At 70.1% G+C, this 13094-nt stretch carries 13 protein-coding genes; 12 read left to right on the plus strand and 1 reads right to left on the minus strand.

Going from position 1 to position 13094, the window contains the following annotated elements; genetic code table 11:
* The first annotated feature begins 70 nt into the window (after positions 1 to 70).
* Positions 71 to 4573 (plus strand): hypothetical protein, encoded by a 4503-nt coding sequence (locus tag OHS82_RS25290; protein ID WP_328434590.1) that lies wholly within the window; start codon positions 71 to 73, stop codon positions 4571 to 4573.
* 51 nt (positions 4574 to 4624) lie between these two features.
* Here the strand turns inward: OHS82_RS25290 and OHS82_RS25295 are convergent, their stop codons facing one another.
* On the minus strand, positions 4625 to 4870 hold the full coding sequence (locus tag OHS82_RS25295; RefSeq protein ID WP_328434591.1) for a DUF6011 domain-containing protein: 246 nt from the start codon (positions 4868 to 4870) through the stop codon (positions 4625 to 4627).
* 128 nt (positions 4871 to 4998) lie between these two features.
* Here OHS82_RS25295 and OHS82_RS25300 point away from each other — a divergent pair, with 128 nt between their 5' ends.
* The 11 genes from OHS82_RS25300 (at position 4999) to OHS82_RS25350 (ending at position 13085) form a co-directional block, all read left to right on the plus strand.
* Positions 4999 to 6429 (plus strand): hypothetical protein, encoded by a 1431-nt coding sequence (locus OHS82_RS25300; protein WP_328434592.1) that lies wholly within the window; start codon positions 4999 to 5001, stop codon positions 6427 to 6429.
* A gap of 69 nt (positions 6430 to 6498) precedes the next feature.
* Complete coding sequence (locus OHS82_RS25305; RefSeq protein ID WP_328434593.1) at positions 6499 to 7542, plus strand: hypothetical protein; 1044 nt, start codon at positions 6499 to 6501, stop codon at positions 7540 to 7542.
* Entirely contained in the window at positions 7542 to 7985 is a 444-nt protein-coding gene (locus tag OHS82_RS25310; RefSeq protein ID WP_328434594.1) for a hypothetical protein, read from the plus strand. Before OHS82_RS25305 ends, OHS82_RS25310 begins: the two co-directional genes overlap by 1 nt.
* Positions 7986 to 8046: 61 nt before the next feature.
* On the plus strand, positions 8047 to 8766 hold the full coding sequence (locus OHS82_RS25315; protein ID WP_328434595.1) for a glycine-rich domain-containing protein: 720 nt from the start codon (positions 8047 to 8049) through the stop codon (positions 8764 to 8766).
* 75 nt (positions 8767 to 8841) lie between these two features.
* Positions 8842 to 9255 carry a hypothetical protein gene (locus OHS82_RS25320; protein ID WP_328434596.1) on the plus strand — a complete coding sequence of 138 codons (414 nt, stop codon included), beginning with the start codon at positions 8842 to 8844 and terminating at the stop codon, positions 9253 to 9255.
* A gap of 238 nt (positions 9256 to 9493) precedes the next feature.
* Entirely contained in the window at positions 9494 to 10102 is a 609-nt protein-coding gene (locus OHS82_RS25325; protein WP_328434597.1) for a hypothetical protein, read from the plus strand.
* Between the two features lie 185 nt (positions 10103 to 10287).
* A complete protein-coding gene (locus OHS82_RS25330) occupies positions 10288 to 11205 on the plus strand; it encodes a hypothetical protein (protein WP_328434598.1) in 918 nt (305 codons plus the stop codon).
* 8 nt (positions 11206 to 11213) lie between these two features.
* Complete coding sequence (locus tag OHS82_RS25335) at positions 11214 to 11504, plus strand: hypothetical protein (protein ID WP_328434599.1); 291 nt, start codon at positions 11214 to 11216, stop codon at positions 11502 to 11504.
* Positions 11505 to 11530: 26 nt separating this feature from the next.
* Entirely contained in the window at positions 11531 to 11794 is a 264-nt protein-coding gene (locus tag OHS82_RS25340) for a hypothetical protein (RefSeq protein WP_328434600.1), read from the plus strand.
* Positions 11794 to 12669 (plus strand): peptidoglycan recognition protein family protein, encoded by an 876-nt coding sequence (locus tag OHS82_RS25345; RefSeq protein ID WP_328434601.1) that lies wholly within the window; start codon positions 11794 to 11796, stop codon positions 12667 to 12669. Before OHS82_RS25340 ends, OHS82_RS25345 begins: the two co-directional genes overlap by 1 nt.
* Complete coding sequence (locus OHS82_RS25350) at positions 12669 to 13085, plus strand: hypothetical protein (protein ID WP_328434602.1); 417 nt, start codon at positions 12669 to 12671, stop codon at positions 13083 to 13085. The genes OHS82_RS25345 and OHS82_RS25350 overlap by 1 nt, the downstream gene beginning before the upstream one ends.
* Positions 13086 to 13094 lie beyond the last annotated feature (9 nt).

The following is a 13094-nucleotide window of genomic DNA, read 5'->3' on the forward strand; positions in this document are numbered from 1 at the left end:
TGACCGGCTAATCTGGGACTCGCCGCTGGCGCTAGGCCGGGCATCCATCACGACTTCGTGAGGGTGCCCGATGGCCGGCGAAGAGGATTTCGGGTCAGCCCGGATCACCGTCGATCTCGACGAGAGCGAAGCGGAGTCGGATGCCCGGCTCTTGGGCCCACGTCTCCAGCGGGCGCTGAACCGGGCGACCCGCAACCTCGGCCGGACGATCCGCGAGAACATCACGGCCGGTCTGCGCGAGGCAGCCGTCTCGGTACAGGTCACCCCAGATCTGGCTGACTTCGCCGCGCGGGTGCGGACGGCCCTCGTGGGCGAGGACCTGACGGTCCCGGTAGCGCCGGACCTGGCCGACTTCGCGGACCGCGTCCGCCGGGCCCTCGCCGGTGAGGGTCTCACCGTTCCTGTCCTGCCAGACCTGGCTGACTTCGCTGCGCGGGTGCGGACGGCTCTCGCGGGCGAAGGTCTCACCGTTCCCGTCTTGCCGGACCTGGCTGCCTTCGGTGCGCGGGTGCGGACGGCCCTCGCGGGCGAGGACCTGACGGTCCCGGTCCTGCCGGACCTGGCTGCCTTCGCCGCGCGGGTGCGGACGGCCCTCGCGGGCGAGGGCCTGACGGTCCCGGTCCTGCCCGACCTGGCCGACTTCGCGGACCGCGTCCGCAGGGCCCTCGCGGGCGAGGGTCTCACCGTTCCTGTCCTCCCAGATCTGGCGGACTTCGCTGCGCGGGTGCGGACGGCGCTCGCCGGCGAGAACCTGACGGTCCCTGTCCTGCCCGACCTGGACCGCTTCTCGACGGCGATCCGGGGCCACAGTCTCCCCGAGCTGCCGGTCACGCTGGTCCCCGACCTTGACCGGCTCAATCGGGCGATCCGCGGCCACAAGCTGCCGCAGGTGTCGCTCGACATCCTCCTGAACCTGGATGCCCTCGACCGCCTTATCCGGGGGCACAAGTTCCCTCGGGTGTCGCTCGACCTCGTCCCGGACTTGACGGGCTTCCTGGAGCGCCTCCGCGCCCTCCTGGCGGGCGAAGAGGTCAGCATCCGGGTCGTCCCCGACCTGGACGACTTCGACGCCCGTATCCGGGCGCACAACGCCCCGGACGTCACGGTCAACGTCAACCCGGACGCCGACCGCTTCGGTCGCGCCCTCGCGGGCCTGGGCGGTATCGCGGGCCGCGTCGGCAAGGCGCTGATCGGCCTGCTGAAGGTCGGCGCGATCGGCATTGCGCTCGCAGGGGCCGCGCAGGCCGCCATCGCGTTCACGGCGGCGCTCGCGCCAGCGCTGGGCATCGTGGCTGCGGCGCCCGCCGCGTTCCTGGCCTTGAAGGCGGCCACGCTCACCCTGACTCTCGCCCTGTCCGGGGTGAAGGACGCGTTCACCGCGGCGCTGACCGGTGACGCGAAGGAGTTCGAGAAGACTCTCAAGGATCTGTCCCCGGCAGCCCAGGCGGCAGCGAGGGAAGTCCGGGCGTTGAAGCCCGCGTTCGACTCGCTCAAGAAGAGCGTCCAGAACGCGTTCTTCAAGCCGCTCAAGGGGCAGATCGAGGCCACGGCGAAGGCCTTGGGCGGGCCCCTGAAGAAGGGGATGACCGCGGTCTCCTCCCAGTTCGGCCGGCTGGCGTCCTCGGCGCTCGGGTTCGCGAAGTCGTCCTCTGCGGTCAAGCTCCTCGACGGCGTCTTCGGGGGTCTGAGCAAGCAGCTCGGCGCGATCAAGTCGGACACGGTCGACCGGCTGCTGACGGCGGTCGCCAAGTTCACGACGGCGACGCTGCCCGCTTTCAAGGGGCTAGGCGGCGGCATCGACGGTGTCGCCAACAAGTTCGCCGGGTTCCTGGAGAGGGCCACCGAGTCGGGCAAGGCGCTGTCGTGGGTGACGAACGCCCTCACGGTGTTCCGGCAGCTCGGCGCGATCGTCAGCAACGTCGGCGGGATCCTCGCCGGCGTCTTCAAGGCGGCGCAGGGTTCCGGTGGCGGGCTGCTGGCGAACTTGAAGGCGGTCACCGCGTCATTCGAGGAGTTCGTCAAGTCGGCGAAGGGTCAGGAGGCCATCGGCGCGATCTTCTCGACGGTCGCGCAGGTCGCCTCACAGCTGGGGCCGATCCTGCGGGCCCTGGTCACGCAGGTCGGGGCCATCGCTCCAGCCCTAGGGCCGATCTTCACGACGCTCGGCCCGGCGCTGGTCACCTTGATCACGTCGCTGGGGCCGGCTCTGGCGCAGATCGCGCCCGCGCTCACTACGGTCAGTGCCGCGCTGTCGGAGGCTCTGTCCGCGTTGGCTTCGGGCGGCGCGCTGACCGCTGTCGGCACGGTGGTCGGCCAGCTCCTCGCCGGGCTGGCGCCGCTGCTGCCGCTGGTGGGGTCGCTGGCGAACACCGTCCTGGCGGTCCTGGCACCCGCCTTCCAGGCGGTTCTCGCGGTCCTGAATCCGGTGATCTCGGCCCTGGTCGGTGCGCTCCTGCCGGTCCTGCCGCCCTTGACGCTCGCCTTCCAGTCGATCCTCGCGGCGGTCATCCCTCTGGGCGTGGCCTTGGGGCAGGTCCTCGGGGCTGCGGTCGCGTCCCTGGGCCCGCTGCTGAGCGTCCTGGCAGCGGCCATCGCTCAGGTCGTGGTCGCTTTTATCCCGTTTGTCCAGCAGCTGACGGCGGCGCTGCTGCCCGTCCTGCCACCGCTGCTGGCAGCCTTCCAGGCCATCGTCGCCGCGGTGGTCCCGCTGATCGCACCGATCGGTCAACTCCTCGCTGCCTTGGGCCCGCTGGCAGCCAAGATCGTCGAGTTGCTGGCGCCGCTGCTCCAGTTCGCGGCAGTCGCGGCGCAGGCCGTCGCAATCGAGATCCTCGTCCCGATCATCAGCGGGATTGTGTCCGCGTTGACCGGGTTGGCGAGCGTCCTGACTACGGTCGTCGGCTACATCACGGCGTTCGTGGATGCGTCGATCGCCGGCTTCCAGTTCATGTATGACGTCCTGGTCGGGAACTCGATCATCCCGGATCTGGTCACTGCGATCCTCGGGTTCTTCGCGAGCCTGCCGGGCCAGATCGTGGGCGTCCTCAGCTCGCTGGTGTCGTCGGTCGTGGGCCTCTTCAAGTCGATGGCATCCTCGGCGCTGGCAACGGTCTCCTCGTTCATCTCACAGGCCATCGCCTTCCTCCGCAGTCTGCCGGGGAAGGCCCGCGCCGCCCTTGCCAGCGCGAAGTCGGCTCTGGTGTCCGCCGGAAAGGACCTGATTCTCGGCTTGATCAGCGGCATCAAGTCGACGGCGGGCGCGCTCGTATCGGCAGCCAAGGGCGTGGTGAGCGGCGCGGTCGACGGGGCGAAGAACCTCCTCGGAATCAGCTCGCCGTCGAAGGTCTTCATCAAGATCGGAAAGGACACCGGGAAGGGCTTCATCATCGGGTTGACCGGCACGGCGGCGGAGATCCAGCGGACGTCGGAGAAGATCGCCCAGTCCATCGTGAACGCCTTCAAGGGCAAGAAGACCAGCATCGACGACGCCCTCGTGCGGCTCATCCAGGACGGCAACAAGAAGCTCCAGCTGCTGGCGAACCGGCGGGACGCGATCGTGAAGCGGCTCGAGGAGGCGTCCAAGTTCGCGGCCGACACCACGGCGGCGGCGCTGGCGACGGGCTCGCTGTCGTCGCTCACGCAAGGGGAGGGCGAGGACAACACCGACACGGTGCTACGGGGCCTGCGGCGCGCCATCGCCGGGGTGAAACAGTTCAACGCGGAGATCACGGCGCTCGCCAAGCGGGGATTGCGCAAGGACCTGCTCCAGCAGGTGATCGGGCTCGGCCCGGAGCAGGGCGCCGCGCTCGCGCGGTCGCTCGCCGAGGCCGAGCCGGCCACCCTCAAGCGGATCAACTCACTGCAGGCCGACCTGGTGAAGGCGTCGACGAAGCTGGGCGTCACGGGTGCGGATGCCCTGTTCGACGCGGGGACGCAGGCGGGGAAGGGTTTCCTTGCCGGGCTGAAGGGGCAGCGCAAGCAGATCGAGCAGCTCATGCTCGACATCGCCAAGGGCATGCAGCGGGCCATCCGGGCGGCGTTGAAGATCAAGAGCCCGTCGCAGGTCTTCGAGAAGATCGGCGACCTGACCGGCCTGGGCCTGGAGAAGGGATTCGCGGCGCGCCTGGCTGCGCTCCAGGACTCGGCGAAGTCGTCGGCCGAGTCGGTCGCCGCGGTGGTGGCCGCCGCGTTCGCCGCGCTGCCCTCGACGGTCACCGACGCGCTCGGCAACATCTCTGCGAAGGTGCTGGCGCAGATCAAGAGCGGGCTGCCCGCCGGGGCGCGGAACCTGCTGCCGTTCGCGGACGGCGGGATCGTCAACGAGCCCACGATCGGCCTGCTCGGCGAGGCCGGCCGCGAGGTCGTGATCCCGATGACCAGGCCCTCGAGGGCGCGGCAGCTCGCGCAGGAGTCCGGACTGACCGACCTCCTCGCCACCGGCACCGGCGGACGCCGCGGGCCCGGGAGCGGGATGGTGCAGAACAACACGTTCAACATCAGCGAGGTCGGCGACGGGCGGGCGACCGCTCACCGCGTCGTGACCCGCCTCGCCCTGGCCGGGAGCGGCCTGTAGTCCTTCGATCCGAAGGCGCGGCCGCGCGTCCTCGCCTTCGGATCGAAGCGGTCAGGCTGCTGCAGCCGTCTTGCGGGCGCCGCGGACCGTGGCGAGGACGGCCCGGCCGACCTTCGCCGCGCAGGCCTGGCTGACCCCGGCCGCCTTGGACCGGTCGGAGCGTAGGACGTGGTTGCACTCCGAGCAGCGCACGACCAGCGCGGGCACGGCCGGCTCGGGTCGCTCGACGTCGAAGAGGAGGGACTGCCCCTGCGTGACGGCGGCTGGGGCGGGCACTCGGGCGGCGCGCTTGCTCATGCCCCTCAGGATGCCCGAGCGGGGCCCGGCTGGTCGTGGGAATGAGCGGCGGATGGGTGCACACCTAGACTGGCGTGCGCGCCGCTGGCTCTGGGCCGGGCCGTCCTGCTCTCCAGGAGGTAGGCCCTGTGGCGCTGCTCGACTACGTGACCCTCGGCGGGGTCGAGATTGTCAACCATGTGCGGCTGAACGCCTACCTGGACGCCGAGTCGGTGGGCTCGCCCCTCACGTCCGCGACGGCGTGTGTGTGCCCGACGCTCACCTCGGCGAACCTCAGCGAGGACACCGCGTACACCAAGCCGGCCGAGGATCCGGCGCCCTGGTACGACGCGGCTGTGCCCGAGTCGACCGAGTTCGCCGGGGTGCTCCTGCTGAGCATCGAAGGCCTCGACGAGAACCCGGTCAAGCGGAGCGTCACGAACGCCATCAGCGGCGGCGGCGTGCTCGGGCCGGCCCGCGTCCTGCCGCGCACGCTGGTGTTCACCGCGGTGCTGCTGGGCAGTACGTGCTGCGGCGTGGAGTACGGGCTGCACTGGCTGACGGAGGCCTTGCAGGGCTGCGCGGGCAACGAGTGCGACGGCGACTGCATGGAAATCCTGTCGTGCTGCCCCGACGAGGAGCTCGACCACCTGTGCCTGATGGACGGCTACCGGCGCACGCTGCGCCGGGTGGCGCTGGTCGACGGCCCTCGCGTCCTGGAACGCGTGGGTGAGGGCTGCACGGTCGGCGAGTGCTCGACTGGGGCGGACATCCTCACGGTGGAGTGGACGCTGGTCGCGGCGACACCTTGGCTGTGGACCGACCCGGTGACGATGATCGAGACGAAGCCGCCGATCGACGCCAGCACGGAGTGCATCACCTGGTGCATCCACGGCCAGAACGGCAAGGCGAACTGCGTCGACCTGGTCGCGTCCTGCCCGAACGGCTCGATCGGCGTGACGCCAGTCGACTCGTGCACGGGGCTGGCGTGGCCGGTCGACGAGACGGTCGATGAGTGCGACTCCACGTGCCGCCTGAAGCCGTGCACGGATGCGACGGCGTCGTGCGCGGACCCGATGTGCATGACACCGACGCCTCCCACGGTCGCGGAGCTGTCGACGTGCTACTGCCTGCCGCTGGCGGTGGAGCGGCAGTGCTGCGACATGGACCTCAGCGAGTGTCCGGCGTGGAGCACGGACGGCGTGATCATCAACGTCCGCGCGGGGAAGACGGACCTGCGGAACCTGACCATCACCATCTATGAACGGACCGACGACCAGGCGGCCCTGACGTGCGAGCAGGTCGCCAACGCCAGCCGGTGTGACGCGCTGGCCAGCTACACCATCCGGTACATCCCGGCCGGCGGCGCGGTCGTCATCGACGGGCAGACGAACCGGGCGACCGTCGAGTGCGCGGGCGTGTGCGAGACCAGCCCCGATGTGTATGGCGCCGACGGCGGCCCGTTGACGTTCCCCTCGCTGAACTGCGCGTCGTACGTGATCTGCATGGAGAGCGACGTGCAGTACCCGCCTGCTGATGACGCCCTGGTCCTGCTCTCCGTCACGGGACGGGGCTTGTAGCTACCCTGGCGGTCGATGCCGACTGGTTTTGGGCCGGGCCTCCGTCCACTGATGTGGGGAGGTCCGGCCTTGGCCGTTGCCGGGTGTGGATCGCATGCGGCGCGCATCATCGACCGGGGTGGCGGCATCGTCACCGAGGCGAGCGTGCTGACCGAGGTGGAATGGCACCGCGCCCTCGATGAGACGTCGACGGCGCGCGTCACGATCATGCCTCAGGGCGACTGCTGTGAACGGTTGGGGAAGGTCCGGTCTTGGAGACACTCCCTGGCAATCTTCCGGGACGGCATCCTCGTATGGACGGGGCCGATCATCGGGATCGAGTGGCGCCAGGGCGAGGTGGAGGTCAACGCTGCCGACATCAGTGCGTGGCTGTCGCGGCGGGTGCCTCACGACTCGATCATCTTCACGAACGTGGACCTCATGCGGGCGGCTGAGTGGCTGATCGCCGACGGGTTCGCGCCTGACGACCCGGGGCACGCTGTGCAGACGGTCGGCGAGGCCGGGGTGTACGGGTCGCGGGAGTACACCAAGGACGTGGGGCAGACCTTCGACCACCTCACGGACCTGGCGGAGACCGGGATCGACTTCACGGTGGTCGGGAACACGATCGTGCTGCTCCCGGAGACGCACACGGCGACCGTCGGCCGGCTCAGCGACGCCGACTTCCCTGACGGCCTGGTCGTCGCCGAGGACGGGGCGTCGCTGGGAACGCGGTGGGTCGTCGCGGGCGACGAGGACGGGGACGTACTGGGGTCGGCGGGCGGCTCGCACGACTACTACGGGCTGCTGGAGCGGTACGTGGAGAACACGTCCGTCCCGGACGACGCGTCGGCGGCCGCCGCGGCGGCGGCGAAGCTCCGCGCCAGCCTGCCGGTGCCGGTGTTCGTGGACTCGCAGCAGGTCACTATCAGCCCGCTGGCGGCCGTGGAGGTGAACAAGCTGGTGCCGGGCTGGTGCCTGGACATCACGAGCGCGGAGACGTGCCGTACGGTCGCCCAGCGGTTGAAGATCGTGGGGCTGACGGTGACCGAGACCGGCGGCGACGGCGACGACCCGGGCGGCGAGAGCGTGCAGGTGCAGGTAGCTGTTACTGGAGCGGAGGCGACGAGCTGATGGCGCTGCGTGGCGGACCGCCGAGGCGGCTGCAGAACAACCCGTTGGGCGGGATCCTGCGCGACCTGGATCGCCGGTCGAGGACGACGACCAGGAGGAAGAAGCCCGCGCCGCCAGAAGCCATCGAGGGCCCCCGCGGTCCACGAGGGCCGCGCGGCGAGCAAGGCCCGCCGGCGGTGCCGTCCGCCGGTTCGGTCGTCGAGACGGGCGACGACGGGCGCGCCGTATGGGCGTACCCGGAGCGGTACGAGGAGGCTCCGGTGCTGACCGCTGTCGCCATGTCGGAGCGGCCCGCCGTCGTCGTCCTCGAAGACGTCCAGGAGGGCTTTGCGGTCGTCAGGGTGTGGCAGGTGCGCCCCGACCCGGTGTCGGGGCTAGCGTGCCCGGTGGGGTCCGGGGTGCGGGTCCATGTAACGGCCCGGCCCGCGCGGGCGTCCGGCTAACCTGATGGGCGATGTCGCTGGTTGTGGGCCGGACTCACCTTTCGTTACTCAGGGGTGAGCTATGGCCAGCGTTTGTGTGTGCTCCGACTACTTCACGGTCAACGACGACGGCGAGCTGTGCCTGACCCCGGGCTCGACCGGTCTGCAAGACCTCCTGGTATTCAGCGACCCGGGCACCTTTCAGTTCAAGAAGGCCGACTATCCGAAGCTCGCGCGGGTGCGGGTGCGCGTCCAGGGCGGCGGCGGGGGCTCGGCGGGCGTGGACGCCGCGGCGGGCGAGTGCATCACGCGCCCGGGCGGCAGCGGGGGCGGGTACAGCGAGTCCCTGATCGACGTCGCGACGCTCGGCGCGCTGGAGAACATCACCGTCGGCGCGGGCGGCGCGGCCGGCACGTCGTCGTCCGACGGAGGTGCGGGCGGGGCGTCATCGTTCGGCGGGTTCGTGACCGCGCCGGGCGGCGCCGGGGGTACCTCGACGCAGGGGTCTGGTACTGCGCCTGACACGACGTCGGGTGTCGCGGGGCCGCTGGCGGGGACGGGCGACTTCCGCATGGGCGGCGGCGCGGGTGGAGGAGCGATCCGGCTGAACGGCACCAACGGGCTGTCGGGGTACGGCGGGAACTCCTTCATGGGCACGGGCGGCTTCCAGCGCGCCACCCAGGGGACGGGCACGGGACCGCGCGGCTTCGGCGGGGGAGCGGGCGGCGCGCTGTCGTACGGCAACGCTTTCGACGGCCTCGCGGGCGGATCGGGCATCGTCGTCGTCGAGCTGTACTACTGACGTCCGGACGGTGTCCGGACGCGGTGTCCGGACGGTGTCCGCCCAGGTCAGCGTGTTGTATGTGGACGCATACGGATGTCGGCCACCACCGATCCGCAGCAGGCCGCCGCATGGCTGCAGTGGTCCTCGGTGGGCATGGAAGGCCTCGTGTTCAAACGCCTTGATCAAACTTACGTGCCCGGCTGGAGAGGATGGCGGAAGTACCGGTCCCGGCACAGCACCGAGGCCGTGATCGGCGCGGTCACCGGCACCCTGGCTGCCCCGACCACGGCCCTCCTTGGGCGCTTCGACGCAACCGGCCGGCTTCAGTACACCGGCCGCACCACCGTGCTGAACGCGGCCGCCCGCCAGGCCCTCGCCCGCGAGGTCCAGCCTGGCCGCCGCGGCCATCCATGGACCGGGTGGACCTTCTCGGCCGGGCGGTGGACCGTGACAGTGCCAGGTACGCCACGTCTTCCGCACGCCCTATTCCGGAAGCCCGCTCGGTGATCGTGGCGGTGACGGCAGGTCCCGGCACCGGAAGGGCTGCCCGTAGGTGGCACTCAGATTCCGCAGTGACGCAGATCACAATCCTGTTTCCAAGATCTATTGCCGTTTTGCATGTCTGCCGCGCCCAGAGAGTAAGGGCATCGCAACTTGGAGGACTTTGATGATCTCGCCCAATGAGTCTCGGCCGACGCCGGCTTGCCCCGCAGAGGCGGCGCTAACCAGCGATGAGGCACGCGACATGAACAGCCTGCCCGGCGCCGACTTCGAAGCCGACGCCGAGCCGCTCGGCTGCGACTTCGCCATGCACGACGCCGGAGGGCGGCACGCGGTCTGCGCGCAGATGCAGTACATCGCAGGGAAGGTCATTCTCTGGTGGCTGTTGTGGGACGACGATGGCTACAGGGAACTCCGAATCGCGCCGGGATGCCGCCGAAGCGTCGTCGCCGAGAGTTGTCTGCTCATCTGGGACCACCCCGGCGAATGCAACCAGGACTGCGGCTTGACCCGTGAAGACCTGAGGGAAGCGCTGGACTCCGCACGTCGGAAACCGAAGGAACTCGCTGACCTGGGGTTTCTTAGCGCTCCAGAGTGGCGGGATCCCTTGCCTCTCGGCCGTTCCTCCCGTTCCCAGCGCCGGATCTGCCAAGGTAGCCCTATGGCGACCGTCGACCGACCGCACCGATTGGGTTTCGCAGGCATCCCTGCTCTTGGCGCAGGGATTCTTGCCGTCATTGCGTGCGCGGCGACCGGGGTAGAAGCCACTCCCTGGGCCCCGCTGGCGGCTGCTGCAGGAGGCGTGTGGGGCTACTGGTACTCCGGGCGATGGTCAACTTCCGTAACGCGGTAGGACACCTCAAGCTGCTCATTTCACCGGTCCGGACGGTATCCGGATGGCGTCCGGACGCTGCGATGTACCCTCGTTGCGAGCTGCTGGCGATAGGCCGGGCCGAGGACTCCGACCAGGGAGCAACCTTGGCTAGGTGCGGATGTGGCGGGGGAACCTGCAACTGTGCGGTGGTCGCCGGAACGGGCGTGACCGTCAGTGGAAGCGGGTCGGCGGGCAACCCGTTCGTCGTGAGCGCCGACAACCCGGACTGTTCGGTCATCCGGGCGTGCCTCTCGGCGGGTAACGGCGCCTCGTACAGTGCGGCGTCCGGCATCATCTCGGCGCGGACGTCGACCGACCCGAACAACAACGTCACCTTCGGCGGCGACGGCGGCCTGTACGTCACGACGAACTGCGCCCAGGTGCGGCAGTGCTTCACCGAGGGCAACGGCATCGACTACGACCCGGTCACCGGGGTCATCGCGGCCAGGCCCTCGACGGACGCGGGGAACAACGTCACCTTCGGCGGCGACGGCGGCCTGTTCGTCCCGACCGGGGCGGCGACGGTGAGCGTGCAGTGCGGCCTCACAGGCGACGGCTCCGCCGGGAATCCGCTGGCCGCTGCTGTCGCCGCCTGGAGCTATCCCTGCGACCTCGGCGCGAACGCGGGCCTGGTCTACTGCGATCCGTCGGGCAACCTGCGCAGCGAGCCGCGCGGACGGGCGACGTTCACGCAGGTCCTCATCGACAACGCGTACCCGTCGGTTGCCGTGCCCACGGTGACGGAGGCGACGGTGGAGACCCGGAACCTCCAGATCGACAACCCCGACCTCTGTCGGCCGGCGTTCGTCATCGTCGAGGTCGAGCTGGACGTCGACCTGCGGCTGCCGGTCAACGGGACCGCGATGTACGGCATGGGCGGCGACGACACGGTGTACGTCGAGAACCGGGGCAACGCGACGCAGAACAACGTGCACTGGCAGACCACCAAGGCCTACAACCGCACCATCCCGCCTGGCGGGAGTCTGGTCGAGCCGTTCCCCATCACGATGGGCCTGGGCTCCAACGGGGCGACGTACCAGCGGATCCAGACCATCGAGCGCGCGTTCATCTTCAACCTGTGAGGCCCGTCGTGAGTGAGCACACCCTGTACTACCGCAACGCCAACGGGTCGGTCTCGCGCGTCGTCACCAGCCTGGACGCGGACGACATCCGCGTGCAGGGCGGCACGGTGCAGATCACGGAGGCCGAGTACCAGGAGGCGTACGCCGAGATCCAGCGGGTGAACGAGGAGGGCAAGACCGAACTCGCCACCGCGGACCGGGAGCGCCACGTGGAGGACTACGAGGCGCTGCGCGCCGCGGGCATTCCGGAGGCGACCGCTCGCCGGCTGTCCGGCTACACCAGCGACGGTGACATGTGATCGCGCCTCGACCGTCCGTCGGCCGGATGGTGCACTACGTCAGCATGGGCTCGCCGGTGAGGGCCGACGGGACGCAGGCGTACACGGCGCAGTGCCGGGCAGCGACGGTGACCGAGGTGAATGTCGAGGAGCCGCACCAGGTCGGCCTGTCGGTGCAGAATCCGACCGGGCTGCACTTCCGCCCGCTGTCCGAGGGCGGCTGCTTCCTGTACGACCCGCCCGGCGGCGGCTGCTCGCTGGAGCCAGGCGACCGCCGTGGTGGCACCTGGCACTGGCCGGAGCGTGTGTGATGGCGTGGTGGGGGAAGGCCATCAAGCTGGAGTTGCAGCCCGAGAGCGACGACCAGCCCGCGATCCGGCCGACGCAGGTCATCTTTCACAGCGAGGCCGCGCCGTGGGATGAGCAGCGGCTGTATCGGTACTGGCGGGACAGCACGAGCTTGGAGTCGCATTTCGGCGTCGACTTCGACGGCTCGTGCGGGCAGTTCATCGGCACCGAGACGAGAGCGGACGCCAACGCGCAGGCCAACCGGCGCGCGGACGGCACCGGCGCCGTGTCAGTGGAGACCGCCAGCAACACCGACTCCACCGACCCGTGGACGGCCGCACAGATCGAGGTCCTGGTCGAGCTCGGCGTATGGGTCCACGAGCGGCATCCGGAGGTGCCGCTGCGGATCTGCCGGACCTGGGACGACCCCGGGTTCGGCTATCACTCGATGTTCCCCCAGTGGTCGACCGGGGGCACGGCGTGCCCCGGGCCCGCCAGGGTCAAGCAGTTCCGCGAGGTGGTGTTCCCGCGGATCGTCGCGCGCGCGAAGGGAGACGACGTGGCACTCACAGACGCGGAGATCGAGAAGGTCGCCAGCAAGGCGGCCGCTCTGGTGCTGGCCGGCGTGTGCAAGGCGGTGTGGCTGACGGACGGGGTCCTCGCCGTTCCGCCCGAGTGGACGACGCCCGACAACCCGGAATGGATGGCGGCTAGCGTCCTTGTCGACCAGGGCAAGCACGTGCGGGCCCTGGAGACGAAGGTCGCCGGGCTCGCCACGAGCGGGCTGACGGACGCGCAGGTGAAGGCCATCGCGGACAAGGTCGCCGCGACACCTGCGCTGGCCGACGCGATCGCGGCCCGGGTCGCCGACCAGCTCGCCGCGCGACTGGCGACGTGATGCCGGACCCCACCGGGATCGCAGCCTTGGACCAGGTCCTCGTCTGGGGCGGCGCCGTCTCCATCGCCCTCGGCATCGGCACGGGCTTGTGGCGCGTGGGTCGCGTCCTGGTGCGTATCGGGAAGGGCGTCGACCAGTACCTGACGGACTGGTACGGGGAGCCGCCCCGTCCCGGCGTGGCGGCTCGCCCCGGTGTCCTGGAGCGGCTGCAGCGCACTGAGAGGCAGGTGGACACGCTGAATGGCCGGGTGGAGCAGCTGGCGCACGAGATGCAGCCGAACTCCGGGGCATCGCTGCGGGATGCGATCGACCGGGCGAACTGTCAGCTCGCGCAACTCCTCCCCGAGGGCAGTCCGTGTGTCCGGCATCCGGAGCATGATCCGCCGTCACCGGCCGGCCCGGCCGGCGAGTCCTGACGGATGCCG

The sequence above is a fragment of the Streptomyces sp. NBC_00425 genome (assembly GCF_036030735.1).
Taxonomy (GTDB): Bacteria; Actinomycetota; Actinomycetes; order Streptomycetales; family Streptomycetaceae; genus Streptomyces.

What these genes read in the sequence shown, in the direction of transcription:
- OHS82_RS25290 (WP_328434590.1), top strand. Translation starts at nt 71, where the DNA reads ATGGCCGGCGAAGAGGATTTCGGGTCAGCCCGGATCACCGTCGATCTC.
- OHS82_RS25315 (WP_328434595.1), top strand. Translation starts at nt 8,047, where the DNA reads ATGGCCAGCGTTTGTGTGTGCTCCGACTACTTCACGGTCAACGACGAC.
- OHS82_RS25310 (WP_328434594.1), top strand. Translation starts at nt 7,542, where the DNA reads ATGGCGCTGCGTGGCGGACCGCCGAGGCGGCTGCAGAACAACCCGTTG.
- OHS82_RS25340 (WP_328434600.1), top strand. Translation starts at nt 11,531, where the DNA reads ATGGTGCACTACGTCAGCATGGGCTCGCCGGTGAGGGCCGACGGGACG.
- OHS82_RS25350 (WP_328434602.1), top strand. Translation starts at nt 12,669, where the DNA reads ATGCCGGACCCCACCGGGATCGCAGCCTTGGACCAGGTCCTCGTCTGG.
- OHS82_RS25325 (WP_328434597.1), top strand. Translation starts at nt 9,494, where the DNA reads ATGAACAGCCTGCCCGGCGCCGACTTCGAAGCCGACGCCGAGCCGCTC.
- OHS82_RS25320 (WP_328434596.1), top strand. Translation starts at nt 8,842, where the DNA reads ATGTCGGCCACCACCGATCCGCAGCAGGCCGCCGCATGGCTGCAGTGG.
- OHS82_RS25295 (WP_328434591.1), bottom strand. Translation starts at nt 4,870, where the DNA reads ATGAGCAAGCGCGCCGCCCGAGTGCCCGCCCCAGCCGCCGTCACGCAG.
- OHS82_RS25345 (WP_328434601.1), top strand. Translation starts at nt 11,794, where the DNA reads ATGGCGTGGTGGGGGAAGGCCATCAAGCTGGAGTTGCAGCCCGAGAGC.